The sequence below is a fragment of the Armatimonadota bacterium genome, assembly GCA_031432545.1.
Lineage (GTDB): Bacteria > Sysuimicrobiota > Sysuimicrobiia > Sysuimicrobiales > Sysuimicrobiaceae > Caldifonticola > Caldifonticola tengchongensis.
Genome location: JAVKGX010000007.1, coordinates 1 through 24,730 on the forward strand (window position 1 = coordinate 1; position 24,730 = coordinate 24,730).

A 24,730-nucleotide genomic window follows, 5' to 3' on the forward strand; every position below is an offset into this window, starting at 1 on the left:
CGCCCGCGAGAAGCGCGAGGAGATGCTGGGCCGTCTGGAAGAGATGGAGGGGTAGAGACGTCGGCCACCGGATGACGGACGACGCCGTGGCGGAAGCGGCGCGCGCCGTGGTTCGGCGGCTGCGCGACGCCGGGCACGAAGCGTACTGGGCCGGGGGCTGCGTCCGCGACATGCTGCTGGGCCGGCGGCCCAAGGACTACGACGTCGCCACCTCGGCCCGGCCGGAGCAGATCCTGTCTCTCTTTCCCGGCTCGGCGTCGGTCGGCGCGGCCTTCGGTGTTGTTCAGGTGCCCCTGGACGGGGCGCGCGTCGAAGTCGCAACGTTCCGTGACGAAGGGCCTTACCTGGACGGACGGCATCCCGCCTCGGTGACGTTCGCAGACGCCCGGGCGGACGTCGCGCGCCGGGACTTCACGATCAACGGGTTGCTGTACGACCCGCTGACCGACCGGGTCGTAGACTGGGTGGATGGGCGGCGGGACCTGGAGGCCAGGCGCGTCCGAACGATCGGCGATCCCGCCGCGCGCTTCCAGGAGGACCGCCTCCGGATGCTGCGGGCCGTCCGGCTGGCGGCCGAACTGGACTTCGAGACCGAACCCCAGACCCTGGCGGCCATTCGTCGATTCGCCGACCGGATCCGCACCGTCAGCGCCGAGCGCATCCGAGACGAACTCGTTCGGATCTTCACCGGGCCCCACCCGGGGGCCGGTCTGCGGAGGCTGGACGAATCCGGGCTGCTGATCCACATCCTGCCGGAAGTGGCTGCGATGAAGGGGATTCCACAGCCCTCGGAGTTCCACCCCGAAGGCGACGTCTTCGAGCACACCGCACGGACGCTGGACGCGCTGCGCTCCCCCGGCGTGGTCCTGGCCTTCGGCGCGCTGCTGCACGACGTGGGCAAGCCGCGCACATACCAGGTCCGGGACCGGATCCGTTTCGATCGGCACGACGAGGTCGGTGCCCGGATCGCAGAAGAGGTCTTGCGGAGGCTGCGCTTCAGCGCCCGCGAGACCGAAGCCATCGTGGAACTGGTCCGGGAGCACATGCGCTTCAAGGAGATCCCAAGAATGCGGGAGGCCAAGCGGCGGCGCTTGTTCGCGCGGCCGGACTTCGACGACCATCTGGAACTGCACCGGGCCGACTGTCTGGCGAGCCACAAAGACCTGACGACGTACGAATGGGTCCAGCGGGCGCGGGCCGCGCTCGCACCCGAGGAGATCCGACCGCCGCGGCTGATCACCGGAGACGACCTGATCGCCATGGGCATGCGGCCGGGGCCGGCTTTCGCGAGGATCCTGGAAACGGTCGCCGATGCTCAGCTGGAGGGAAGGGTCCGCAGCCGAGAGGAGGCGCTTGAGCTGGCCGCCCGCGTCGCAGCGGAGATCGGCGGAGGAGAACCCTCGCGACGGGTCGAAGCGAAACCCCACTAGGCGCCGCCGGCACCGTGCACGCCCCGGAGGGTCTGCGACATTGAGCGAACGCCCGTCGCGCGTGATCGCACTCGTCAACCAGAAGGGCGGTTGCGGCAAGACCACGACGGCCGTCAATCTCGGCGCCTGCCTGGCGGCCGAGGGGCGCAGGGTGCTGCTGGTGGATCTGGACCCCCAGGCGAACGCGACTGTGAGCCTCGGGGTCGACCCCGCCGAGCTGGTGTTCACCATGTACCACGTGCTCGTCGACGCCCCGCGTGATGGCAGCGGCGAGCCTGTGACGATCGAAGAGATCCTGCGGCCGTCGACCGTCGACCGACTCGCGATCGCACCGTCCTCGATCGACCTGGCCGGAGCCGAGCTGGAGCTGGTTGCCCGGATCGGCCGGGAGCACGCGCTGCGCAAGAAGCTCGCACCTGTGCGCGAGCGCTACGACTTTGTGCTCATCGACACGCCGCCCTCTCTCGGCTTGCTGACGCTGAATGCGCTGGTGGCGTGCGAACAGATCATCATCCCGATCCAGACCCACTACTACGCGCTGCTGGGGATGCGCCAGCTGATGCGCACGCTGGAAGAGGTGCGCGACCAGGTCGGGCACTCGGTGGAGATCCTGGGCGTGCTGGCGACGATGTACGATTCGCGCAACAACATCAGCAAGGAGATCGTCAACGGGATCTACGAGTTCTTCGGCGAGAAGGTCTTCGAGACCACGGTGCACTTCAGCATCAAGCTCGTCGAGTCTTCGATGGCCGGCGTCCCGATCTTCCTGCACAACCCGCAGTCGCGCGGGGCGCAGGAATACACCGCGCTGGCGCGCGAGGTGATCGCCCGTGAGCAGGTCCCGGGAAGAGCTGCGGCGCGGCATTAGGTCGCTGATCCAGGATACGCAGCGCCGGATGCGGGAAGTGGAGATGGGCTCCGCGACGCCCGGCAAACCACTGCTCCCCCGACCGGAGGAGCTGGCGTCGTCGCCCGACGGGGCAGCAGAGCAGTTGGACCTGTCGGCACCAGCCGCCGACGCGACGCGGGCCGACAACGTCCGCTACATCCAGCCCCCGGTGTCGCGGCCGGGCGCCGACCGGGAGGGGCCGCCGCCCGAGGACCCGCGCAGGCCCCTGGCCAACCTGGAGGAGCTGTCGCAGTACGACGAACGCAAGGGCGTCTGCTTCGCCTTCTTCGTGAACCGGCGCTGCTGGGAAGTCCCCGAGGCGTACTGCAACCACGCGCTGCACATCTGCATGCTCCGCAACTGCCCCGTCTACCATCTCCACCGGCAGGACCTGGAGAAACGCTTCGCCGCCAAGTACCGACACCTCTGGTAACGCAGGCCGGGCAGGAAGGGACGGTTACCGGCACCGCCCCAGCTCGGTCGCGGAACTTCTCAGCCTCCCCCTCCGTATACCGAGGCGAGCGTGAACCGATTGCGGTTCACGCTTCGTCGTGTAGTGGAGTTCACACGGAAGGGGTGATGCCTTGTGAACGCACGCAGGACCACTTCCGTCGTCCTGCTCGCAGCGGCCCTCGCTGTGGCCCTCGTGGGGACGCCCTCGCTGAGCCAGACCGGGGTGCGCGTGTTCGTGGACGGCGAACGGGTCACGTTCGATCAACCCCCGGTCGTGATCGGCGGCCGCGTGCTGGTGCCCCTAAGGGGGGTCTTCGAGAGGCTGGGGGCGACCGTCGAGTGGGAGGCGTCGACGCGGACCGTGCTGGCGGTGCGGGGCGGTACGGTCGTCGAGCTGCCGGTGGGCAGTCGGATCGCCCGCGTGAACGACCGCCCGGTGACGCTCGACGTGCCCGCGATGATCGTCGGAGGTCGGACGCTGGTCCCCCTGCGGTTCGTCAGCGAGGCGATGGGGGCGCGCGTGGAGTGGCGGGAGGCCACCCGGACCGTCCTGATCTGGTCGGGCGGACTGGCGGCACCGCCGGGGCAGCCGCCGGCGGGTGCGCAGACCCTCCGTGGCGTCATCACGCAGGTGACGCCCGCGCGCGAGCCCGGGGAGGAGCCCCGCATCCGGGTCGAGTCCGGCAACGTGGCCTACACGATCCGCATCACCGCCGAGACCGCGATCACCCGGATTGAGACCTCGACCAACACCGGAGGCTCGGTGGGCGTGGCGGCCCTGCGTCCGGGAGACGACGCCGAGGTGACGATGAGCGGGGGTGTCGCCACGCGGATCCGGGCCACGTACACGATGAGTACGGGTCAGATCGAGGCGATCGCGCGCGCGGGTCGGACGCTCGTGCTGCGGGACGGGCGCTCGATCCGCTACGTGCCCGACGTGGTGGTCACGATCAATGGGCAGGTGACGCAGCGCGGCGCAGACGCCCTGGCGGCGGGCCAGGTCGTCGAGATGCGTCTCAACCCGACGACCCGGGAAGCCTGGGAGATCAACATCGTCGCCGGCGCCCAGCAGGTGCCGCCGACCGGCGAGATGCCGCTGGAGGTGACACGCCCGCGGCCCGGCGACACGGTCGGAAACCCGATCGAGGTCCGGGGGCGGACCGCACCCGGTGCGACGGTACAGATCTCCGTGAGCTGGATCTTGGGCATCCCCGTAGGTCAGCAGACGGTCACCGCCGGGTCCGGGGGCGGTTTTGTGGCCCGCGTGCCCATCAACGTGATCTCGCGGGGCACGCCCTACCTCGTCACCGTCACGGCGACGCACCGTGACCTGGGGCACAGGCAGGTGCAGTTTACGGTGACGGTGCGGTAGACGCCGGCTTCTTTCGGATCGGATCAGAGGTCGGCGAGGTGGCCGAAGCGCTCCCGGAAGGCCTCCGGCGTCATCCGCGCGGCCTCCGCCAGCCGCGCCAGGGTGGCCCCGTCCTCGAAGTCCGCGCGCTGCAGGCGGATCATGTACTGGCGCGCCACGCGGTAGGAGGTCGAGTTGGGATCGACGCGCCGGACCCGGGTCTTGCCGGTGACGGGATCGCGCATCTCGGCGAAGTCGATAAAGCGCAATCGGCGCCCCTCGACGACGACCATCGCACCCGTCATGTGGTTGGCAGCGTCGCCCACGAGGAACTCGACCGCCCCGTAGCCCAGGTCGCGGACGTACTCGAGGTCCCACGCCGCCGGCGGCGCACACCGTAGCTCGTACCCAATGCTCTTGTGTACGACCGTCACGGGATCCCCCCGCTCGGCAAACCGCCGCTCCACCGTCGTCTTGAGGATGTAGGAGAGATCGAGTTCGGCCAGCCGGATGTGGCCGTAGGGATCCCGTACGATGCGGACGCCCTCGATCGAGCGGAGTTCTTCCTCGGGGACCTTCTCCAGCACGCCTTCCGCGACGACTGCCACTCCGTCGGGACGCCCCATCGCCCGGCGTTTCAGCATCGACCCCTCGATGACGTCCGCCACGGTCTGCAACGACACTCGCTCCGGGAATTCCTCGGGGATGATCACGACCGTCGCACCGGCGGACTTCCCGATCCCCAGCGCCAGGTGTCCGGCCGACCGACCCATGACCGTGACGACGTACCACCGGCCGGTCGTGCGGGAGTCCTCCATCAGATTGCGCACCAGTTGGAAGCCCAGGTTGCGCGCCGTGGTGTAGCCGAACGTCGGGAGGTCGCCGGGCAGGGGCAGGTCGTTGTCGATCGTCTTGGGGACGTGGGCGAAGCGGATCGCCCCGCCGGCGCGCTCGGCAACTCGGGAGGCCGCGAACGCCGTGTCGTCACCGCCGATCGTCACCAGGCGCGTGATGTCCCACTCGCGCAGGACGCGCACGACGTGCTCCAGATCCTCCTCGCGACGAGTGGGGTTGGCGCGGGAGGTGCGGAGGATCGAGCCGCCATCGAAGTGGATGCGGGAGACGTCCTCGATGCGCAGCTCCCGGATGTGGCCGCGATCTCGGAGTTCGGCGGCACTGTGGCTCATCAGGTGCTGCCAGCCGTCGAAAATCCCCCACACGCGGTGCCCGCGGTTGCGCGCCTCGATGGTCACGGCGCTGATCACGCCGTTGATGCCTGGCGCGGGTCCGCCGCCTACGAGAATGCCCAACTCCGCCATGGGGTTCCTCCGTTGCCGGGTTTGGTTTCGGCACTAGAATGGCCGTAGGACACACCCGTTGCAACCCGTGCGGGAGGCGAGGGCGTGGCGGTCGTTTGGGTTCGCGTGGCCGAACTGGGCGGGCACACCGGACGGTCGGTCGAGGTGCGCGGCTGGCTGTATGACAAGCGCAGCAGCGGGAAGGTCCGCTTCCTGCTGGTGCGGGACGGCTCGGGCATCGTGCAGGCGGTGATGACCAAGTACGCGGTGCCGGAAGAGGTGTTCGCACGCTACGACGAGGCGACGCAGGAGTCGGCGGTCGTCGTCCGGGGCGAGGTGCGGGAGGATCGCCGCGCGCCGGGCGGGTACGAGATCGTCGTCGCGGACTTCGTGATCGTCCACCGGGCGGCGCCCTACCCCATCACGCCCAAGGAGCACGGCATCGAGTTCCTCATGGACCACCGGCACCTGTGGCTGCGCAGCCGGCGGCAGGGCGCGATTCTTCGGATCCGCAACGCCGTGGTTCGTGCCTGCGAGGACTTCCTCCAAGGTGCCGGCTACATCCGCGTGGACGCCCCCATCCTGACCCCTTCGTCGGTCGAGGGCACGACGACGCTGTTCGAGACCGCCTACTTCGACCGCAAGGCGTACCTCACCCAGAGCGGACAGCTATACAACGAGGCGGCCGCGATGGCGTTCGGGCGGGTGTATTGCTTCGGGCCGACCTTCCGGGCCGAGAAGTCGAAGACCCGCCGCCACCTGACCGAGTTCTGGATGCTCGAGCCCGAAGCCGCCTACCTGGGACTGGACGGCTACATGGAACTGGCCGAACGCATGGTGACGGCGGTGTTGGAACGGGTGCTGCAGACGCGGCGGGCCGACTTGGAACTGCTGGAGCGCGACACCGCGCCGCTGGAGCGCGTCGCACCGCCGTTCCCCCGGATCTCCTACGACGAAGCGGTGGAGATCGTTCGCGCCGAGGGCAAGCCCATGCGTTGGGGGGACGACTTCGGCGGCGACGAGGAGACCGTCCTCAGCGAGCGCTACGACCGACCGTTCTTCGTGCACCGCTATCCGACCGCCTGCAAGGCGTTCTACATGCAGCCGGACCCGCAGCGGCCCGACGTGGTGCTCAACGCCGACCTGCTCGCACCGGAAGGCTACGGGGAGATCGTCGGGGGAGGGCAGCGCATCCACGACCTGGCATTGCTGGAGCGGCGGCTGGAAGAGCACGGTCTGCCGCGCGAACCCTACGAGTGGTACCTGGATCTGCGGCGGTACGGGTCGGTGCCGCACTCGGGGTTCGGTCTGGGGATCGAGCGGACCGTGGCCTGGATCTGCGGGCTGGACCACGTGCGCGAGACGATCCCGTTTCCGAGGCTGCTCAACCGGCTGTACCCGTAAGCGGGCGGCGTTGTTGCAGCGCCGCCGCCCGGGGTGGTATATTTGTGGGCGGGCGAAGACGCCCGCTTTTTTGTGATCCGGCCTGCCGTAGGTCCGCGGGGAGTGGGTTCGTGCCCACTCCTTCGTTTTGAGGAGGTGGGAGCCGTGCGGCGGGACGACTTGGTGCGTCGGGTCGCGGACCTGGCCCAGGGCATCGCCGACCGGCTCGGTGTGGAGCTGGTGGACGTCGAGGTGGCGGGCGAGGGCGCCCGTACGACCTTGCGGGTGTACGTGGATCGCGTGGGCGGAGTGGGCGTCGACGACTGCGCCCGGATGAGCGAGATGCTGTCGCGCCAACTCGACATCGAAGAGCCCTTCGCCCACCACTACACCCTCGAGGTGGCCTCACCCGGGCTGGATCGCCCGCTGCGGCGCGCGGCTGACTTCGACCGGTTCGCAGGGCGGCTGGCCGAGATCACGACCGCCGCGCCGGTGGAAGGGCAGCGGCGGTTCGCAGGCCGCCTGTTGGGGATCACAGCGGGGCGTGTGGGCATGGTCCTAGAGGACGGGCGCGAGCTGCGCGTGCGGCTCGACGAGATCGCCCAGGCCCGGCTGCGGGTGGATCCGGACGAGATTCGGCAGGACCTGAAGAGGGGCCGGTAGCGGGCCGTCGGCACCGATCGAACGTCGGCTGCCGGAGGTCGGCCGTCGAGGTGATGCATGAACGGGGAACTGATCCGTGCGTTGGAGCTGCTCGAAGAGGAGCGTGGCGTCTCCAAGAACGTGCTCATCGAGGCCGTGGAGTCGGCACTGGTGTCCGCCTACAAGAAGAACTTCGGGGGCAGCGGGCAGAACGTGCGTGTGGAGGTAGATCCCAAGACCGGCGAGATCCGGGTCTTCAGCATGAAGACGATCGTGGAGCACGTGCAGGACCCCGGCACCGAGATGTCGCTGGAGGAGATGCGCGAGGAAGACCCCAGCGCCGAGCTCGGCGACGTCGTCGAGGAGGAGATCACGCCGCGCGACTTCGGCCGGATCGCGGCGCAGGCCGCCAAGCAGGTGGTCGTGCAGCGGATCCGTGAGGCCGAGCGCGAGATGATCAAGAAGGAGTTCGAGGAACGCGAAAAGCAGGTGGTCACCGGCATCGTCCAGCGGATCGAGAAGCGCAACGTCTTCATCGACCTGGGGCGCATCGAGGGCGTCCTGAGCCCCACCGAGCAGATCCCGCGGGAGTCCTACCGCCAGGGGGAGCGTCTGAAGGTGTACGTGACCGAGGTGCGCGACACGCCGCGCGGCCCGCAGATCCATGTCTCCCGCGCCCACCCCGGCCTCGTGCGTGCCCTGTTCGAGCAGGAGGTGCCCGAGATCCGCGAGGGGATCGTGGTCATCCAGAACATCGCCCGCGAGCCGGGGGCGCGCACGAAGATCGCGGTGTACTCGCGCGACCGCAACGTCGACCCGGTCGGCGCGTGCGTGGGGCCGAAGGGGTCGCGTGTGCAGGCGGTCGTCGACGAGCTGCGGGGCGAGAAGATCGACATCGTGCCGTGGGCCGGCGACCCGCCGCAGTTCGTGGCGTCGGCGCTGCAGCCGGCGAAGGTCGTACGCGTGGAGATCGATGAGGAGACCAAGACCGCCAACGTGATCGTGCCGGACAACCAGCTGTCGCTGGCGATCGGGCGCGAGGGCCAGAATGCGCGGCTGGCCGCGAAACTCACCGGGTGGCGGATCGACATCAAGAGCGAGAAGCAGATGCGCGAGGAGGAGGCCCGCAAGCTGTTCGTGGACCTGCCGCCCGAGGAGCTGGCCGCGGCAGCCGGGGAGGTGGCCACCGAAGCGGTCCAAGGCGCTGAGGAGGGAACGGAACCCGCGCGGGTGGAGCCCGCGCACGTCCAGGCGGTCTCCGTGACCGCGGACGCGACCCCGGAGGCGGAGGGACAGACGGACGGCGGGCAGTAGCAGGAGGGGTGGCGGGACTACGGCCGCCGACCGGAAACGGACGTGATGCCAAAGCAGCGCAGGATCCCGATGCGAATGTGTGTGGGCTGCGGCCAGATGCGGCCCAAGATGGAGATGGTGCGCGTGGTCCGCACGCCCGAGGGCCGGGTCGTGGTCGACACCACGCGCAGCGCAAAGCTGGCCGGGCGGGGGGCGTACGTGGAACCGAAGGAGGACTGCGTGGCGGCCGCTTGCAGGGCCAACCGGCTGGACCGCGCGTTGGAGGTCGCGATTCCCGCCGACGTGTTCGAACACCTGCAGCGGGTCGTCGCCCAGCGGGTGCAGACCGGCAGCTGATCGGCCGGAGGTCCCATGAGGCTACACGAGCTCGCCAAGGCACTCGGAATCTCGACCAAGGAAGCTGCCGAGCGCCTGGGCGCCCTGGGTTACCCAGTCAAGGTGAATCCGCAGTCGGCGGTACCGGAGTCGGCGTTGCGGGCACTGCGCCAGCAATTCCCGGATCTGCAGTTCGACGGAAGAATGGCACCGGCCAGACGCGTGACGAAGGTCAAGAAGGCAGCGCCGCCTCCTCCGGCGCCGGAGCCGGCCGGGCCCAAGCGGCGCATTGTGAAGAGGGCCGAGGAGGTGGAACGCGAGCGCCGGGAACAGGAAGAGCGCGAACGCCTGGCCGCCCTGGAGGCAGCGGAGCAGGCGCGGCTGGCCGAAGAGGCAGCAAGGCGCGCGGCCGAGGAGGCCGCACGCGTGGAGGCGGCCCGCGCGCCGGCGGAGCCGACCCCCCCTCCGGTCGAAGCCCCCAAGCCCGCGGGCGTCCCGCTGCCCGAGCGACACGCCGAACCGGTGGTGACCATCTCGCCGGAGGTGCTGCGCAGGGCTGCCCAGCCGAAACCCGAGCCGCGCAAGCCGCCCCCGCCGCCTCCATCCCTGCGGGGGCGTCGGCCTCCGCCGCCCCCGCCGGCGCCGCGGCTTCGGCACCAGGCGACCCGACCCGTGGTCGAACCACCAAAGCCGGAAGTGCCGGTCATGGCGTCGGAGATCCGTCTGGAGGGCACGATCACGGTCGGCGATCTCGCTCAGCGCCTGGGCCTCCCGCCGTCAGAGGTTGTCAAGAAGCTGCTCGACGTCGGCGTCCTGGCGGGCATCAACCAACAGTTGACGCTGGAGACCGCCCGCGCCGTGACCGAAGCGTTTGGGGTCAAGGTGTTGGCGCCCGAGCCGGCGGAGGCTGCCCGGGCGGCACGCAGACTGACCGTCACCTCCGAGGGCGAGCCGCGCGCGCCGGTCGTGACCGTCATGGGGCACGTGGACCACGGCAAGACCACTCTGCTGGACGCGATCCGACAGACGAACGTCGCGGCGGGCGAGTTCGGGGGGATCACGCAGCACATCGGCGCCTACCAGGTCGAGTGGAGCGGCAAGCGGATCACCTTCATCGACACGCCTGGTCACGAAGCGTTCACCACGCTGCGGGCGCGCGGAGCGCAGGTGACCGACATCGCGGTGCTCGTGGTCGCGGCCGACGATGGGGTGATGCCGCAGACGATCGAGGCGATCAACCACGCGAAGGCCGCCGGCGTGCCGATCGTGGTGGCGATCAACAAGATCGACCTGCCGGAAGCGAACGTCGACCGGGTGAAGCAGCAGCTCGCCGAGCACGGCCTGGTGCCCGAGGACTGGGGCGGCGACGTGATCACCGTACCGGTGTCGGCGCAGACCCAGCAGGGCCTTTCGGAGCTGCTGGAGATGATCCTCCTGGTCGCCGAGTTGCACGAACTGCGCGCACCGCGCGACCGGCCGGCGCGGGGGACCGTGCTGGAGGCCCGGCTGGATAGGGGGCGCGGACCCGTGGCGACCGTCCTGGTGCAGGAAGGGACGCTGCGGGTCGGCGACGCCGTCGTCGTCGGCGAATCGTACGGCAAGATCCGGGCGATGACCGACGACCGGGGGCGGCGCATGGCCGAGGCAGAACCGTCGATGCCGGTGGAGGTGATCGGACTGGCCGAAGTGCCGCTGGCCGGTGACCTCCTGGAGGTCGTCGCGGACGAGCGGCGGGCCAAGGCGATCGCCGAGGAGCGCAGGGAGCGTCGCCGCGTCGCGGAGACGGCGGTGGCCCGAAAGGGGAGCCTGGACGAACTCGTCGACGTCCGGGAGCTGCGACTGATCGTCAAGGCCGACGTGCACGGTTCGTTGGAGGCCATCACCGGCGCGCTCCAGCGGCTGCAGAGCGAGCAGGTCAAGATCAACATCCTGCACGCCGGCGTCGGTGCGATCACCGAGTCGGACGCGATGCTGGCCGCGGCCTCGGGTGCGGTCATCCTCGGGTTCAACGTCCGTCCGGACGGCGCGGTACGGCGGATCGCCGAGCAGGAGGGCTTGGACATCCGGCTGTACCGGGTGATCTACGAGGCGCTCGACGACGTCCGCAAGCTCGTGGCCGGACTGGTCGCCCCGGTCGTGGCCGAGGTGATCCTGGGCCGTGCTGAGGTCCGCCAGCTGTTCCGCGTGTCGCGCCTGGGCACCGTCGCCGGCTGCTACGTGACCGAAGGACGCATCCCGCGTGGGGCGCAGGTACGTGTGGTCCGCGACGGCGCGGTCGTCTACGAGGGGCGGCTGAGTTCGCTCAGGCGCTTCAAGGACGACGTCCGAGAAGTGGCCGCCGGCTTCGAGTGCGGCATGATGATCGAGAACTTCAACGACGTCAAGGAAGGCGACATCATCGAAGCGTACGAGATGCAGGAACAGTCGATCGCAGCCGGCGCGTGACCCCCGACGGCGCGTGCCGGAGCGTCGATTGCCATGATCGTCGGTACCCTTCGCGTCACGCTCGAACTGCCCGGTCCGCGCAACCTCAAGGACAAGCGGCGGATCGTCCAGAGCCTGTTGCGGCGCCTGCACAACGAGTTCGCGGTGGCGGCGTCGGAGGTGGACAACCAGGACACCTGGAGGCAGGCTACACTGGGCATCGCCTGCGTCGCGAACGATGGGCGCCACGCGGACCGGGTCCTGGCACAGGTGGTGCGCTACATCGAGCGGGAGCGCGAAGCGGTGCTCGTGGACTACGAGGTCGAAATGCGATGAGTGGGTCACAGACGGCGTCCGCCGGACCCGGGGTGATCGGCCATGGCTTCTTTGCAGCGCGTCGAGAGGATGAGGGAATTCATCCGGGACGAGGTCGGCCAGATCCTGCAGCGCGGGCTGAAAGACCCGCGCATCGGTTTCGTCTCGGTCACCGACGTGGAGCTCAGCCGCGATCTGCGCCACGCGAAGATCTTCGTGAGCGTCTTCGGCACCCCCGAAGAACGCGAGCAGACGATGCAGGGGCTCGCCAGCGCCACCGGGTTCGTCCGCACCGAACTGGCCCGACGGCTCAGGGTCCATCACGCGCCGGAGATCGAGTTCCGGCTGGACGACTCGATCGAGCGGGGCACCCGGGTGATGCAGCTGCTGCGCGAACTGGGTGCGGGGCGTGCTGACACCGGCGAAGGCGATCGCTGACGGCCTGCGCGCGGCGCAGACCGTCCTCATCGTCAACCACGAGAATCCCGACGGCGATTGCCTGGGCTCGTCCCTGGCGCTTGCGCTGGCGTTGGAGTCGCTGGGCAAGCAGGTCACGGTCGCCAGCACGGACGGGGTTCCCGCGATGTACGGTTTCCTGCCGGGGGCCGACCGGATCACGGAACGCGCGGACCTGGGTGGGCCCTTCGACGTCGCGGTCGGGGTCGAGTGCAGCGACGTCCACCGGGCGGGGAAGTTCGCCGGGGCGCTGTCTGCGGCGCGGGTTGTCGTCAACATCGACCACCACCTGGACAACAGCGGATACGGCGACCTGGTGTGGTCGGACCCCGAGGCGTCCGCCGTGGCCGAGTTGTTCTACCGCCTAATCCTCGAACTCGGGTGCGAGGTCGACGAACGCATCGCCACCTGCCTGATGACGGGGTTGCTGACCGACACCGGGTCGTTCCGGTACGCCTCGGTGCGTCCGGACAGCTACCTCCTGGCTGCCGAACTGGTCCGGCGGGGCGCCCAGCCCCACCGGATCTACGAGCGCGTCTACGAGTCGCGGCCACCAGCCGCCGTCCGCCTACTCGGTTTGGCACTCGCGCGGATGGTGCTGTCCGGCGACGGCGCGCTGGCGTGGACGGTGGTGGACGAGCCGATGCTGCAGGCCGCCGGAGCGCGATGGGAAGACACGGAGAACATCGTGGGCACTCTGCGTTCGGTCGCCGGTGTCCGGCTGGCGGTCCTGTTCAAGGTCCAGGCGCAGGAGGTCAAGGTCAGCCTGCGGGCGCGGGACGGGGTGCGGGCCAACGACGTGGCCTTGCGCTTCGGCGGGGGCGGCCACGTGGGCGCGGCGGGGTTCACGGCCCGCGGCCCCTTCGACAGCGTACTCGCACAGACCCTCCAGGCGGCCGAAGAGGAACTGCGGCGGGCAGCCGATCGGTGATCGAACCATGGACGGAATCGTCAACCTCCTGAAGCCTCCGGGCATGACGTCGCACGACTGCGTGGACGTCCTGCGCCGGCTGCTGCGGACGCGGCGGGTCGGGCACACCGGTACGCTGGACCCCGGTGCTGCGGGCGTGCTCGTTCTGTGCGTGGGTTCGGCGACGAGGCTGAGCGAGTTCCTGATGGAGGCCGACAAGGCCTACCGGGTCGACTTGGTGTTGGGCGTGGCGACGACGACCGGGGATGCCTACGGCGAGGTGGTCGCGGCCACCGAGCCGGTCACCGACCGGGCGACCGTTGAGGCAGCTTTGGCGGCCCTGGTGGGCAAGCAGCAGCAGGTGCCGCCGATGGTGTCGGCGGTCCACCATCAGGGCAGACGCCTGTACGAACTGGCGCGCAAGGGCATCGAGGTCGAGCGCTCTCCCCGCGAGATCACTGTCCACGAGATCCGCATCGTGCGTTTCGCGCCGCCGTCGGTCCTGTTCGACATCGTGTGCTCGAAGGGCACTTACGTCCGGCAGCTGTGCCACGACGTCGGGGAACGGCTGGGCTGCGGTGCGCACGCCGGCTTCATGGTGCGCACCCGGGTGGGACCACATGTCCTGGATGACAGCGTCACCTTCGAGGAGATCGAAGTGGCGCTGGCAGACGGCGTCCCGGACCGGGTGATCGTCTCCGCGGCCCACGCCCTGCCGGACGTGCCAGACGTCGAGGTGACCGGACGGCTACGGGCGGCGGTGTTGCAGGGCCAGGCGCTGCCCCTGTGGAAGGTGGCGCCGCACCTCTCGCTTCCGCCGCGCGCGCTGGTCAAGGTGCTGGACGAGGACGGCCGGCTGCTCGCGCTGGGTCGAGCGGAGGCCGGGAAGCTGCACCCCTTCAAGGTCATGCAGTGAAGGTCTTCCGGTCCCCTGAGGAAGTCGAGCCCCATCCCGCCGGGACGTGCCTGGCCCTGGGGACCTTCGACGGAGTCCATCGGGGTCACCAGGCGATCCTCGCGCGCACCGTACGGTGGGCACAGCAAGAGGGGTGGCGCAGTATGGCGCTGACCTTCGACCCCCACCCGCGGCAGGTGATCGCACCGTCCGTGGACTTCTTCTTGCTGACCGCGCTGGACGCGCGACTGGAGCTGATGGCCGCTGCGGGCCTGGACGCGGTGCTGCTCCTGCGCTTCGACGAAGCCCTGCGGCGGACCGAGCCCGAGGAGTTCGTACAACGGGTCGTGGTGGGGTCCGTCGGCGCGCGGGGTGTGGTCTGCGGTCCCGACTTCCGGTTCGGCCGCGAGCGTCGGGGCGACGTGGACCTGTTGCGGCGCCTGGGCGAGGCGTATGGGTTTGCGGTCGAGGTGTGCGCGCCGGTGATCGTCGGAGGTGAGCCGGTCAGCAGTTCCCGCATTCGCCGGCTCCTGCGCGAAGGCCGCACCGCCGAGGCCGAAGCGCTCATCGGGCGTCCGGACGGAGTCGACGGCGTCGAACGCGTGTGCTAAGATGCGGGAGGTCCCGGGGTACCCTCCCGAGGGCTGCGCGGGTGGGAGGGACGGAACCCGGACTGGTGGTCGTCCCGACTGGGGGTCCGAGGGCTCCGACGGCCCTCCGGTCGAGATCTCAGCAAACGCCGCGTCGCGGGGGAAAGGAGCAGGCTGTGGCTTTGAGCAAGGAGGCCAAGCAGGGCGTGATTTCGAAGTACCGCAGGACCCCGACCGATACCGGATCCCCCGAGGTCCAGATCGCGATCCTCACTGAGCGGATCAACATCCTGTCCGAACACCTCAGGACACACAAGAAGGACTTCCACTCGCGCAGAGGTCTGCTCAAGATGGTCGGCAAGCGCCGTCGGCTGCTGGACTACCTGGAGCGAGAGGACCTGGCGCGGTACCGGGGGGTGATCCAGGAGCTGGGCCTGCGGAGGTAGCACCCCGGGGAGTCTGCACCGGCGGGCGGCCGACGGACGGGGAGGAAGGGACTGCGATCATCGAGACGCGCGCTTCCGCGGGAGCGTGCATCCCGGTGATCGGCCCTCCTCCCAGCACCGCGCCCGGGCGGGAGCGCCCCGGGCAGATGAAGGAGGAGGCAGATGAGCGTGCAACTGGCAGTACCCGACGTGCACCGTCTCACCTTCGAGGTGGGCGGCGAGCAGTGGATCCTGGAAACCGGAAAGCTGGCCCGCCAGGCCGGCGGGGCGGTCACCGTCCAGTACGGAGAGACCGTCGTCTTGGTGACGGCCACCGCTTCGCTGCAACCCCGTGAGGGGGTCGACTTCTTTCCCCTGACCTGCGACTTCGAGGAGAGGATGTATGCGGCCGGGAAGATCCCCGGCGGCTTCTTCAAGCGCGAGGGGCGTCCGGGCGAGAAGGCAATCCTGACCTCGCGCCTGATGGACCGGCCGATCCGCCCGCTGTTCCCGAAGGGGTTTCGCAACGACGTGCAGGTGATCGCCACTACGCTGTCGGCCGACCAGATCCACGCGCCGGACGTGGCCGCGGTGGTGGGTGCGTCGGCCGCGCTCGCGCTGTCGGACATCCCGTGGGGCGGTCCGATCGGCTGCGTGCGGATCGGGCTGGTCGACGGGGAGCTCGTCATCAACCCGACCCTGCAGCAGTTGGAGACCCAGAGCGCGCTGGACCTCGTCGTGGCGGCCACCGACGAGGCGATCATCATGGTCGAGTGCGGCGCCGACGAGGTCCCCGAGGCCCGGATTCTCGAGGCCCTGGAACTGGCACACGCGGAGTGTCGCAGGATCGTCAATGCGGTCCGCGAACTCGCCGCCTCGTCCGGCAAGGCCAAGCGCGAGGTGACGCTGTTCGCCCCCGACCCCGAACTGGAGCGGGAGGTGCGCGCCGCAGCGACCGACCGGCTGGACGCGGCGCTGCGCAACCCCAACAAGCTGGTGCGGGAAGAACAGACCCGGCTGGCGGTGCAGGAGGTCGCTCAGCGCCTGTCCGAACGGTATCCGGGCCGCGAAGGGGAGATCGCCGCCGCACTGGACGACCTGCAAAAGGAACTCGTCCGCCGGATGATCCTGCGGGAGGGCGTCCGCCCCGATGGACGCGGCACGGCCGACATCCGGCCGCTGTACATCGAGGTCGGGCTGATGCCGCGCACACACGGCAGCGCGCTGTTTCAGCGCGGCCAGACCCAGGTGCTGACGCTGTGCACGCTCGGTACCGGAGAGGACGAACAGATCATCGACGACTTGGGCATCGTCGAGACGAAGCGGTTCATGCACCACTACGTCTTCCCGCCGTTCAGCGTCGGGGAAGTCCGACCGCTGCGCGGGCCGGGCCGGCGAGACATAGGTCACGGAGCCCTGGCGGAGCGGTCGTTGGTCCGGATGATCCCGCCGGAGGATGCGTTTCCGTACACGATCCGCCTGGTGTCAGAGGTGCTGGAGTCCAACGGTTCGACCTCGATGGCGTCGGTGTGCGCGAGCACGCTGGCCCTGATGGACGCGGGCATCCCGATCCGCGCGCCGGTGGCGGGGATTGCGATGGGTCTGATCACCGGCCCAGACGGCGAAGTCGCGATCCTCACCGACATCCAGGGGATCGAGGACGCGATGGGCGACATGGACTTCAAGGTCGCCGGGACGCGCGAGGGGATCACGGGCCTGCAGATGGACATCAAGGTACATGGACTGACCCGCGACATCCTGGCACGGGCACTGGAGCAGGCACGCGGGGCGCGGCTGGAGATCCTGGAGGCGATGCAGCAGACGCTGCCCTCGCCGCGGACCGAGCTGTCGCGGTATGCGCCGCGCCTGATCACGATCCAGATCCACCCGGACAAGATCCGCGAGGTCATCGGCCCCGGCGGCAAGGTGATCAACAAGATCACCGCCACCACGGGCGTGAAGATCGACATCGAGCAGGACGGCCGGGTGATCATCGCGTCGAGCGACGAGGCGGCCGCGCAGCAGGCCGTCCGGATGATCCACGACATCGTCCGCGAAGTCGAAGTCGGGCAGACCTATCTGGGCCGCGTCACCCGCCTCATGAACTTCGGGGCGTTCGTCGAGATCCTGCCCGGCAAGGAGGGCCTGGTCCACATCTCCGAACTGTCCAACCGGCGTGTCGACAAGGTGGAAGACGTGGTCAAGGTGGGCGACGAGATCCTGGTCCGGGTCAAGGAGATCGACTCGATGGGGCGCGTCAACCTGACCCGGCGCGGGCTGCTGCCCGACGAACCGGAAACCCAGGGGGAGGAGGCGGCCGTGGGATCGGGCCAACGGCGCGGCGACCGGCCGGGCGAGGGCCGGCCCCGCGACCGTCGGTCCCACCGGCGCCCGGACTACAGGGGAGGGGCCCAGCGCTAGCCGCGGCGTCTCCGCCACATTTCCTGGCAGCAAAGGAGCACGACTTGGCCGCTGGACCAGACAGCGAGTACCGCAAGACCACACTGCCGGGCGGCATCCGTGTGGTCAGCGAGACCATCTCGGACGTCCGGACCGTCGCGCTGGGCATCTGGGCGCAGACCGGGTCGCGCTTCGAGCCGATGTCCCAAAGCGGCATCGCGCACTTCGTCGAGCACATGATGTTCAAGGGGACGCGGCGGCGGACCGCCCGCCAGATCGCCGAGGAGACGGACGCGCTGGGCGCGCAGGTGAACGCGTTCACGGACAAGGAGCTGACCTGTTACTATGCCCGGGTGCTGTCCGACCACCTCCCCAGAATCGCGGACATCCTCACCGACATGGTGACCGACTCGCTGTTCAGCGAGGAGGCGATCGAGAAGGAGCGCCAGGTCATCTTCGAAGAGATCAAGATGTACGAGGACAGCCCCGACGACCTGGTCCAGGATCTGTTCTTGGAGACGATCTGGTCGGGCGACCCGCTCGGCCGGCCGGTCATCGGAACCACGGAGACGATCTCGCGGATCCGACGGGCGGACTTTCTCGAGTTCGTGGCGTCGGAGTACCGTCCGCAGAGGATCCTCGTGGCGGCCGCGGGCGACGTGCGGCACGAGGACCTGGTCGAGATGGTCGGTACCCCGCTCTCGCGCCTGGCCGGGGAGGCCCCACCGCGACGGACGGTCGCCCCCCAGGTGAGTCCGAGCGCGGCCTTCCGTCCGAAGGACGTCGAGCAGGTGCACCTCTGCCTGGGATACCCGGGTCTGCCCGCCGCGCATCCGGACCGGTTCGTGCAGTCCGTGCTCGACAACATCGCCGGAGGGGGCATGGCCTCCCGTCTGTTCCAGGAGGTGCGAGAAAGACGCGGGCTGGTCTACAGCATCGGGACGTTTTCGACCATGTACAGCGACGCGGGCACCTTCGGCGCCTACGCTGGTACGAGCCCGGAGCGGGCCGAAGAGGTCGTGCGGATCACGCTGCGCGAACTTTTGCGCCTGCGCGACCAGCCGGTCCTGCCGGACGAACTGCAACGCGCGAAGGACTCGCTCAAGGGCGGCCTGATGCTGTCGCTGGAAGGTACGGCGCCGCGCATGTTCTTCCTGTCGCGCAACGAACTGCACTTCGGCCGCCGCATCACCCTGGACCAAGTGCTCGCGGAAATCGAAGCGGTCACGGCCGAGCGCATCCAGCGCCTGGCCGCGCAGATCCTCGACGGGGAGCCCGCCCTGGCCGCCATCGGCCCGGCGGGGTCGGAGGCGATCGTCCGCCGGGCGCTGGAGATGGCCGCGGCATGACCCGGCAGGGATCGGTGCCGGAGGAGGGATGACCGAGCCTCTTCGCGTCGCGGTATGTGGGGCTGCCGGCCGCATGGGGCGCGCGGTGGTCCGGGCGGTGACCTTTCAGCCCGACATGCGCCTGGTGGCCGCCTTCGGTCGCCAGCGGGGCATCGGACAGGATGCTGGGTCGGTGGCGGGGGCTGGGCCGCTGGGCGTAGCGATCGAACCGGCCGAGGGTGTCGGGCGGCTGGGGGGCGTCGCCGATGTCCTCGTGGAGTTCAGCGTCGGGGATGGGGCGGTGCACAACGCCGTGCGAGCGGCTCGGGTCGGGGTGCGTCCGGTCGTGGGAGCCACCGGGTACGCGCCCGGGAGGCTGGACGAACTCGCCCAGGCCTGCGCGCAGGCACACATCGGCGGCCTGGTCGCTCCGAACTTCGCCCTGGGGGCTGTGCTCATGATGGAGTTCGCGCAGCGGGCCGCAGCGTACTTCCCGCACGCCGAGATCATAGAGCTGCACCACGACCGCAAGCGAGACGCTCCATCCGGAACGGCGGCGCGCACGGCACACCTGATCGCCGCCGCGCGCGGCCGAGTCCCGCAGCCCGCGGTGCAGGAGGAAGAGACCGCACCCGGTGCGCGTGGGGCGTCACAGGCAGGCGTTCGCGTCCACAGCGTGCGCCTGCCCGGCCTGGTCGCCCACCAGGAGGTGATCTTCGGCGGACCGGGACAGACCCTCACCATCCGGCACGACTCGGTGAGCGAGGAGTCCTTCCTCTCCGGCGTGCTGCTGGCGATCCGCCGCGTGGGTGCGCTCGATTCGCTCGTGGTCGGGCTGGAGAGGCTGCTGCATATCGAGGAGGGAGGGTAGGCGTTGGCGGCGCGAGGCTACGTGGTGACCGTCGTCGGGGCGACCGGCGCGGTCGGGCGGCAGGTGCTGACCATCCTGGAGTCGCGGCGGTTCCCGGTCCGGGAGTTGCGCCTGGCGGCGTCTGCGCGCTCGGCGGGCAGGCGCGTCGACGGGCACGTCGTGCGCTCCCTGTCCGAGGAGGTCTTCGAAGGCTGTGACCTCGCCGTCTTCGACGTCCCGGACGCCGTGTCCGCGGAGTGGGTGCCCCGCGCGGCGCAAGCCGGCGCGGTCGTGATCGACAACGCCGCCACCTTTCGCCTGGATCCCCACGTGCCTCTGGTGATCCCGGAGATCAACGCAGAGGCGGTCCGCCACCGCCCACACGGCATCATCGCCAATCCGAACTGCACCACCGCGACGTTTTTGCTCCCGCTGGCGCCGCTGCACCGCGCCTACGGGCTGCGGCGCGTGGTCGCCTGCTCGTACCAGTCGGTGTCCGGAGCCGGGCAGGCCGGCGTCGAGCAGCTGTGGGCGGAGATGCGGGCGGTGGTCGAGCGCGGTGAGCCCCTCTCGGAGTCCCTGGGGGCTGCCTTCCCACATCCGATCGCGATGAACGTCATCCCCGCGATCGGTTCGGTGCGCGAGGGCGATCACACGAGCGAAGAGGTGAAGGCGGCGGCCGAGAGCCGCAAGATCCTCGACCACCCCACACTGGAACTGGGCATCACCTGTGTCCGTGTGCCGACGCTTGTGGGGCATGCCGTCGCCGTCCACGCGACCTTCGAGCGAACGCCGGATCCGGCGGAGGCGCGCCGCATCCTGCGTTCGGCTCCGGGCATCGAGGTTGTGGACGAACCGCGGGCCTCCCGCTACCCGACACCGCTGGGCGCCGCAGCCCGCGATCCCGCCTACGTCGGTCGGATCCGCCTGGACGGCGCCGGCAATCTGGCGTTCTTCGTGGTCGCGGACAACCTGAGGAAGGGGGCGGCGCTGAACGCGGTCCAGGTCGCGGAGACACTGATCACCCTGGATCCGAACTTCAACGCCCGACCCGCCAGGATATGACCGGTACCGAGAACCGGCACCACGAACCCATGGGCATCGTGGTCCAGAAGTACGGCGGCACGCTGCTGCAGACCGAGGAAGGTCGCGCCAGGGTGGCCAGCCAGATCGAAGCCACCCGCGCCGCCGGCCACGAGGTGGTGGTGGTCGCCTCGGCGATCGGCAGGGCCGGGGAGCCCTACGCCACCGATACGCTACTGGGCCTGGCGAAGGAGATCGACCCCGACGTCGAGCCGCGGACGCTGGACCTGCTGCTGTCGTGCGGCGAGATCATCTCGACCGCGTTGCTGGCCCACCTCCTGACCCGCAGACACCACCCCGCCGTCGCCCTAACCGGAGCACAGGCCGGGATCCTCACGAGCGAACAGTTCGGCGATGCCCGGATCCTCACCATCCGGCCGGGACGCGTGTGGCGGGCGCTGGGAGAGGGGCGCATCCCGGTCGTGGCGGGCTTCCAGGGCGTGACCGCCACCGGCGAGATCACCACGCTGGGCCGTGGCGGCAGTGACACGACCGCCGTCGCGATGGGAGCGGCGCTGGGCGCCGACCTGGTGGAGATCTTCAAGGACGTGGACGGTGTGATGACCTCGGATCCGCAGATCGTCCCGGACGCGCGGCCGATCCCGCGGATCAGCTACGACGAGGTCTCGCAGATGGCCTGGTTGGGCGCGCGGGTCCTGCACCCGCGTGCGGCCGACATCGGGCGCGAGCACGGCGTGCGGCTGATCGTGCGCAAACTCGGATCGCAAAGGGGGACGGAGATCGTGAGAGGCGCCGACATCGACGTTCCGATCCACGACGGACGCGTGGTGATCGGCCTGGCGCACCTGCCGGACGTGACGCAACTCCGGCTGCGCCGCCGCGCGCGCGACGGCCTCGAGGAGCCCTTGAAGGCGTTGCGGGTGTTGGCCGAGGCCGGGATCAGCATCGACCTCATCAACCTCCTACCCGAACTGCTGGCGTTCACCGTGCGCGAGGAAGACGGCGATCGGGCGGAGCAGCTCCTGGAAGACGGCGGATTCGACGTCGAGCGCAGCGGTCCGTGCGCCAAGGTTTCGATCATCGGCGCCGGCATCCGAGGCGTCCCCGGCGTGATGATGCGGGTGGTGCGCGCGCTGCAGGCGGCCGGCATCGACATCCTCGAGACGGCGGACTCGCACACGACCATCTCCTGCCTGGTGCACCGCAAGCATATGGAGGCGGCACTGCGGGCGCTGCACGACGAATTCCGCCTGGCCGCAGAGGTACACTCGGTGCAGGAGGTGACGATCTGACGACCCATCGGCCGCCCACCTGCCGGAAGGGTTTGCCCGGGCGGCGCGGAAAGCCTAAGCAGACCGTGTGCGGGAGGCGATGGAGATGAACTGGGGACGTGTGATCACGGCGATGGCCACGCCGTTCGCACCTGACGGCTCCGTCGATTTCGACCGGGCGGGCGAACTCGCCAGGCGGCTGGTGGACACCGGGACCGACAGCCTGGTGGTGGCCGGCACGACCGGCGAGGCGCCGACCCTCACCGACGAGGAGAAGATCCGGCTGTTCCGGATCGTCAAGGAGGCGGTGGGTCCCCGTGCCGCGGTGTTGGCCGGGACCGGGACGTACGACACGGCGCACTCGGTGCACCTCAGCCGGGAGGCGAAGCGGGCGGGCGCCGACGGTCTGCTGCTGGTCGTTCCGTACTACAACCGGCCCTCGCAGGAAGGCCTGTACCGCCACTTCCGAACGATCGCCGAGAGCGTCGACCTCCCCGTGATGATGTACAACATCCCCGGCCGCACCGGCACGAACATGCTTGCGGAGACGATCGCGCGCCTGAGCGAGGTGCCGAACATCGTCGCGGTGAAAGAAGCGGCCGGGAGTCTCGAGCAGGTCTCGGAGATCCGGCGCCGTACCCCGGAGACGTTCCTGATCTACAGCGGGGACGACAGCCTCACCCTACCGTTCTGCAGCGTCGGAGCAGTCGGCGTCGTGAGCGTGGCCTCGCACCTGGTGGGAGGGGAGATCGGAGAGATGATCGACGCCTACCACGCCGGCCGGGTGGCCGAGGCACGGCGCATCCACTTCCGGTTGCTCCCGCTGTTCAAGGCGCTGTTCATCGCGCCCAACCCGGTGCCGCTGAAGGCCGCGATGGAGCTCAGCGGCTTTCCGATCGGCCAGCCGCGCCTGCCGCTGGTCCCGGCGACGGAGGCGGAGCAGGCCCAGATCGCGGCCGTCCTGCGCGAAACGGTCGGCGCCCCCGTCGCATAACTCGGCGAGGCGGCTGACCACCGACCGCTCCACGGCCCGATGCCTCGCAGACGCAGGACAACAGGCACCGGCACGCTGCGCATCGTGCCGCTGGGTGGTTTGGGCGAGATCGGGAAGAACTGCACCGCGATCCAGTGGGGCTCCGACGTCGTGCTCGTCGATGCCGGTGTGATGTTCCCGGAAGAGGAACTGTACGGCGTCGACCTGGTCATCCCCGATTTCGGCCCGTTGCGTAAGGGCGGGCGGCGCCTGACCGGCGTGCTGCTGACCCACGCGCACGAGGACCACGTCGGCGCCCTCCCGTTCCTTCTGCGCGACCTGCCCGCGGCGGTCTACGGCACCAAGTTGACCGTCGGGCTGGCACGCGCGAAGAGCGAGGGGCACAAGGACTTCCACGCCGTCCGACCGCGGGAGCGGGTCCGGATCGGCCCGTTCGAGGCTGAGTGGATCCGGGTCGGCCACAGCATCCCCGACGCATGCAGCGTCGCGGTCCACACGCCCGGCGGCACGGTCGTCGTCAGCGGCGACTTCAAGTTCGATCAGACGCCGATCGACGGCAGGCCCACCGACGTCGCACGCCTGGCGGCGTTGGGGGAAGAGGGGGTCCTCGCGCTGCTGCTGGACAGCACGAACGTCGAGCGGGTGGGCATGACGCCCTCCGAGCGTGTGGTCGGGGACGCTTTTGCCGAGCTGTTCCCGCGCATCCGCGGCCGCATCCTCCTCACCACGTTCGCCAGCAACGTCCACAGGCTGCAGCAGGCCTTCGACGCCGGTGCGGCGACCGGCCGCAAAATCACCGCGGTGGGCCGCGGAATGGTCGAGGTGATCGGGACCGCGGTCGACCTCGGCTACCTGCGCATCCCCAAGGGTGCCTACGTAGCCGTGGAGCAGGCGAACCGGCTGCCGGACGGCAAGGTCCTGATCCTCGTCACCGGATCCCAGGGCGAACCGCTGGCGGCCCTGACGCGGATCTCCACCGGGTCGCACAAGCAGGTCCGGCTCAAGCGCGGTGACACGGTGATCTTCTCCGCCTCCCCGATCCCCGGCAACGAAGCGATGGTCGCGCGCACCATCAATTATCTGTTCCGCCAGGGGGCCGAAGTGGTCTACGGGCCGGACTCCGGCGTGCACGTCTCCGGGCACGCCGCGCAGGAGGAACTGCGCATGATGATCAACCTGCTGCGGCCGCGCTACGTAGTGCCGGTCCACGGGGAGTACCGCCACCTCGTCCTCAACGCACGCCTGGCGCAAGGAGTCGGCATCCCCGCCGACCGCGTGCTGTTGGGGGAGAACGGGACGGTGTTCGAGTTCCGCAACGGCACCGGACGGGTGGCCGGCCGCGAGGATGTCGGGAACGTGCTCGTGGACGGGTTGGGCGTCGGTGACGTCGGCACGGTGGTGCTGCGTGACCGTCAGCACCTGGCCCGCGACGGCGTGGTGATCGCACAGGTGGCGATCGAGCGCCAGACCGGTCGACTGGTGCAGGAACCCGAGGTCATCTCCCGCGGATTCGTCTACGAGCGGGAGGCCGCCGACTTGATCCGCAGGGCCGAAGAGCAGGTGCGCAACGCCGTTGCGCGCTGCCGCAAACAGGGGCAGACGGACTTCGGAGCCGTTCGCGGCGAGATCCGCGACACCCTGGCGAAGTTCCTGTATGAGCGCACCGGCCGCCAGCCGATGGTGTTGCCACTGCTCGTGGAAGTGTGAGGAGCCGGCTCGTGGCAGCCGACGGGACCGTGGGAGGAAACCCGCG

23 protein-coding genes are annotated in these 24,730 nt (G+C 69.7%); 22 read left to right on the forward strand and 1 reads right to left on the reverse strand.

Going from position 1 to position 24,730, the window contains the following annotated elements:
* Nucleotides 1–71 precede the first annotated feature (71 nt).
* From QN163_07650 to QN163_07665, 4 genes are all read left to right on the forward strand, one after another.
* A complete protein-coding gene (locus tag QN163_07650; GenBank protein MDR5683883.1) occupies nt 72–1,430 on the forward strand; it encodes a CCA tRNA nucleotidyltransferase in 1,359 nt (452 codons plus the stop codon).
* A gap of 40 nt (nt 1,431–1,470) precedes the next feature.
* Nucleotides 1,471–2,298, forward strand: a complete 828-nt coding sequence (locus QN163_07655) for a ParA family protein (GenBank protein ID MDR5683884.1) — start codon at nt 1,471–1,473, stop codon at nt 2,296–2,298.
* Entirely contained in the window at nt 2,261–2,752 is a 492-nt protein-coding gene (locus QN163_07660; protein MDR5683885.1) for a hypothetical protein, read from the forward strand. The genes QN163_07655 and QN163_07660 overlap by 38 nt, the downstream gene beginning before the upstream one ends.
* A 153-nt stretch (nt 2,753–2,905) precedes the next feature.
* The gene (locus QN163_07665) at nt 2,906–4,144 is read left to right on the forward strand and encodes a copper amine oxidase N-terminal domain-containing protein (GenBank protein MDR5683886.1); all 1,239 of its coding nucleotides are present in this window, start codon (nt 2,906–2,908) and stop codon (nt 4,142–4,144) included.
* A 23-nt stretch (nt 4,145–4,167) separates the two neighbouring features.
* Here the strand turns inward: QN163_07665 and pfp are convergent, their stop codons facing one another.
* A complete protein-coding gene (gene pfp, locus QN163_07670) occupies nt 4,168–5,442 on the reverse strand; it encodes a diphosphate--fructose-6-phosphate 1-phosphotransferase (GenBank protein ID MDR5683887.1) in 1,275 nt (424 codons plus the stop codon).
* Between the two features lie 84 nt (nt 5,443–5,526).
* Here pfp and asnS point away from each other — a divergent pair, with 84 nt between their 5' ends.
* The 18 genes from asnS to QN163_07760 all read left to right on the forward strand — a co-directional run bounded on the left by asnS (nt 5,527) and on the right by QN163_07760 (nt 24,684).
* Nucleotides 5,527–6,825 (forward strand): asparagine--tRNA ligase, encoded by a 1,299-nt coding sequence (asnS, locus tag QN163_07675; protein MDR5683888.1) that lies wholly within the window; start codon nt 5,527–5,529, stop codon nt 6,823–6,825.
* A gap of 144 nt (nt 6,826–6,969) precedes the next feature.
* On the forward strand, nt 6,970–7,467 hold the full coding sequence (gene rimP / locus QN163_07680) for a ribosome maturation factor RimP (GenBank protein ID MDR5683889.1): 498 nt from the start codon (nt 6,970–6,972) through the stop codon (nt 7,465–7,467).
* Nucleotides 7,468–7,524: 57 nt separating this feature from the next.
* Nucleotides 7,525–8,760: a transcription termination factor NusA gene (nusA, locus tag QN163_07685; GenBank protein ID MDR5683890.1), complete on the forward strand. Its 1,236-nt coding sequence runs from the start codon at nt 7,525–7,527 to the stop codon at nt 8,758–8,760.
* A gap of 69 nt (nt 8,761–8,829) precedes the next feature.
* Entirely contained in the window at nt 8,830–9,096 is a 267-nt protein-coding gene (locus QN163_07690) for a YlxR family protein (GenBank protein MDR5683891.1), read from the forward strand.
* Between the two features lie 15 nt (nt 9,097–9,111).
* Nucleotides 9,112–11,520: a translation initiation factor IF-2 gene (gene infB, locus QN163_07695; protein ID MDR5683892.1), complete on the forward strand. Its 2,409-nt coding sequence runs from the start codon at nt 9,112–9,114 to the stop codon at nt 11,518–11,520.
* 33 nt (nt 11,521–11,553) lie between these two features.
* Nucleotides 11,554–11,835: a DUF503 domain-containing protein gene (locus tag QN163_07700; protein MDR5683893.1), complete on the forward strand. Its 282-nt coding sequence runs from the start codon at nt 11,554–11,556 to the stop codon at nt 11,833–11,835.
* A gap of 42 nt (nt 11,836–11,877) precedes the next feature.
* A complete protein-coding gene (rbfA, locus tag QN163_07705) occupies nt 11,878–12,252 on the forward strand; it encodes a 30S ribosome-binding factor RbfA (GenBank protein MDR5683894.1) in 375 nt (124 codons plus the stop codon).
* Complete coding sequence (locus tag QN163_07710) at nt 12,224–13,201, forward strand: DHH family phosphoesterase (protein ID MDR5683895.1); 978 nt, start codon at nt 12,224–12,226, stop codon at nt 13,199–13,201. Before rbfA ends, QN163_07710 begins: the two co-directional genes overlap by 29 nt.
* 7 nt (nt 13,202–13,208) lie before the next feature.
* Nucleotides 13,209–14,096, forward strand: a complete 888-nt coding sequence (gene truB / locus QN163_07715; protein MDR5683896.1) for a tRNA pseudouridine(55) synthase TruB — start codon at nt 13,209–13,211, stop codon at nt 14,094–14,096.
* Nucleotides 14,093–14,686, forward strand: coding sequence for a hypothetical protein (locus tag QN163_07720; GenBank protein ID MDR5683897.1), 594 nt, complete (start codon nt 14,093–14,095; stop codon nt 14,684–14,686). Before truB ends, QN163_07720 begins: the two co-directional genes overlap by 4 nt.
* Nucleotides 14,687–14,841: 155 nt before the next feature.
* Complete coding sequence (gene rpsO / locus QN163_07725; GenBank protein ID MDR5683898.1) at nt 14,842–15,111, forward strand: 30S ribosomal protein S15; 270 nt, start codon at nt 14,842–14,844, stop codon at nt 15,109–15,111.
* Nucleotides 15,112–15,273: 162 nt separating this feature from the next.
* A complete protein-coding gene (gene pnp, locus QN163_07730) occupies nt 15,274–17,511 on the forward strand; it encodes a polyribonucleotide nucleotidyltransferase (GenBank protein ID MDR5683899.1) in 2,238 nt (745 codons plus the stop codon).
* Between the two features lie 44 nt (nt 17,512–17,555).
* Nucleotides 17,556–18,839, forward strand: coding sequence for a pitrilysin family protein (locus QN163_07735; GenBank protein ID MDR5683900.1), 1,284 nt, complete (start codon nt 17,556–17,558; stop codon nt 18,837–18,839).
* Nucleotides 18,840–18,867: 28 nt separating this feature from the next.
* Entirely contained in the window at nt 18,868–19,689 is an 822-nt protein-coding gene (gene dapB / locus QN163_07740) for a 4-hydroxy-tetrahydrodipicolinate reductase (GenBank protein ID MDR5683901.1), read from the forward strand.
* Nucleotides 19,690–19,692: 3 nt separating this feature from the next.
* Nucleotides 19,693–20,733 carry an aspartate-semialdehyde dehydrogenase gene (locus tag QN163_07745; protein ID MDR5683902.1) on the forward strand — a complete coding sequence of 347 codons (1,041 nt, stop codon included), beginning with the start codon at nt 19,693–19,695 and terminating at the stop codon, nt 20,731–20,733.
* Nucleotides 20,730–22,004, forward strand: coding sequence for an aspartate kinase (gene dapG, locus QN163_07750; GenBank protein ID MDR5683903.1), 1,275 nt, complete (start codon nt 20,730–20,732; stop codon nt 22,002–22,004). The genes QN163_07745 and dapG overlap by 4 nt, the downstream gene beginning before the upstream one ends.
* A 79-nt stretch (nt 22,005–22,083) precedes the next feature.
* Entirely contained in the window at nt 22,084–22,977 is an 894-nt protein-coding gene (dapA, locus tag QN163_07755) for a 4-hydroxy-tetrahydrodipicolinate synthase (GenBank protein ID MDR5683904.1), read from the forward strand.
* Between the two features lie 39 nt (nt 22,978–23,016).
* Entirely contained in the window at nt 23,017–24,684 is a 1,668-nt protein-coding gene (locus QN163_07760; GenBank protein MDR5683905.1) for a ribonuclease J, read from the forward strand.
* The last annotated feature ends 46 nt before the right edge of the window (nt 24,685–24,730 follow it).

Excerpts from the sequence above, each read along its gene's own strand:
- QN163_07650 (MDR5683883.1), top strand. The coding sequence starts at position 72 with ATGACGGACGACGCCGTGGCGGAAGCGGCGCGCGCCGTGGTTCGGCGG.
- pfp (MDR5683887.1), bottom strand. The coding sequence starts at position 5,442 with ATGGCGGAGTTGGGCATTCTCGTAGGCGGCGGACCCGCGCCAGGCATC.
- dapB (MDR5683901.1), top strand. The coding sequence starts at position 18,868 with ATGACCGAGCCTCTTCGCGTCGCGGTATGTGGGGCTGCCGGCCGCATG.
- nusA (MDR5683890.1), top strand. The coding sequence starts at position 7,525 with ATGAACGGGGAACTGATCCGTGCGTTGGAGCTGCTCGAAGAGGAGCGT.
- dapG (MDR5683903.1), top strand. The coding sequence starts at position 20,730 with ATGACCGGTACCGAGAACCGGCACCACGAACCCATGGGCATCGTGGTC.
- QN163_07690 (MDR5683891.1), top strand. The coding sequence starts at position 8,830 with ATGCGAATGTGTGTGGGCTGCGGCCAGATGCGGCCCAAGATGGAGATG.
- rbfA (MDR5683894.1), top strand. The coding sequence starts at position 11,878 with ATGGCTTCTTTGCAGCGCGTCGAGAGGATGAGGGAATTCATCCGGGAC.
- pnp (MDR5683899.1), top strand. The coding sequence starts at position 15,274 with ATGAGCGTGCAACTGGCAGTACCCGACGTGCACCGTCTCACCTTCGAG.
- infB (MDR5683892.1), top strand. The coding sequence starts at position 9,112 with ATGAGGCTACACGAGCTCGCCAAGGCACTCGGAATCTCGACCAAGGAA.
- truB (MDR5683896.1), top strand. The coding sequence starts at position 13,209 with ATGGACGGAATCGTCAACCTCCTGAAGCCTCCGGGCATGACGTCGCAC.
- dapA (MDR5683904.1), top strand. The coding sequence starts at position 22,084 with ATGGAGATGAACTGGGGACGTGTGATCACGGCGATGGCCACGCCGTTC.
- QN163_07700 (MDR5683893.1), top strand. The coding sequence starts at position 11,554 with ATGATCGTCGGTACCCTTCGCGTCACGCTCGAACTGCCCGGTCCGCGC.
- QN163_07760 (MDR5683905.1), top strand. The coding sequence starts at position 23,017 with ATGCCTCGCAGACGCAGGACAACAGGCACCGGCACGCTGCGCATCGTG.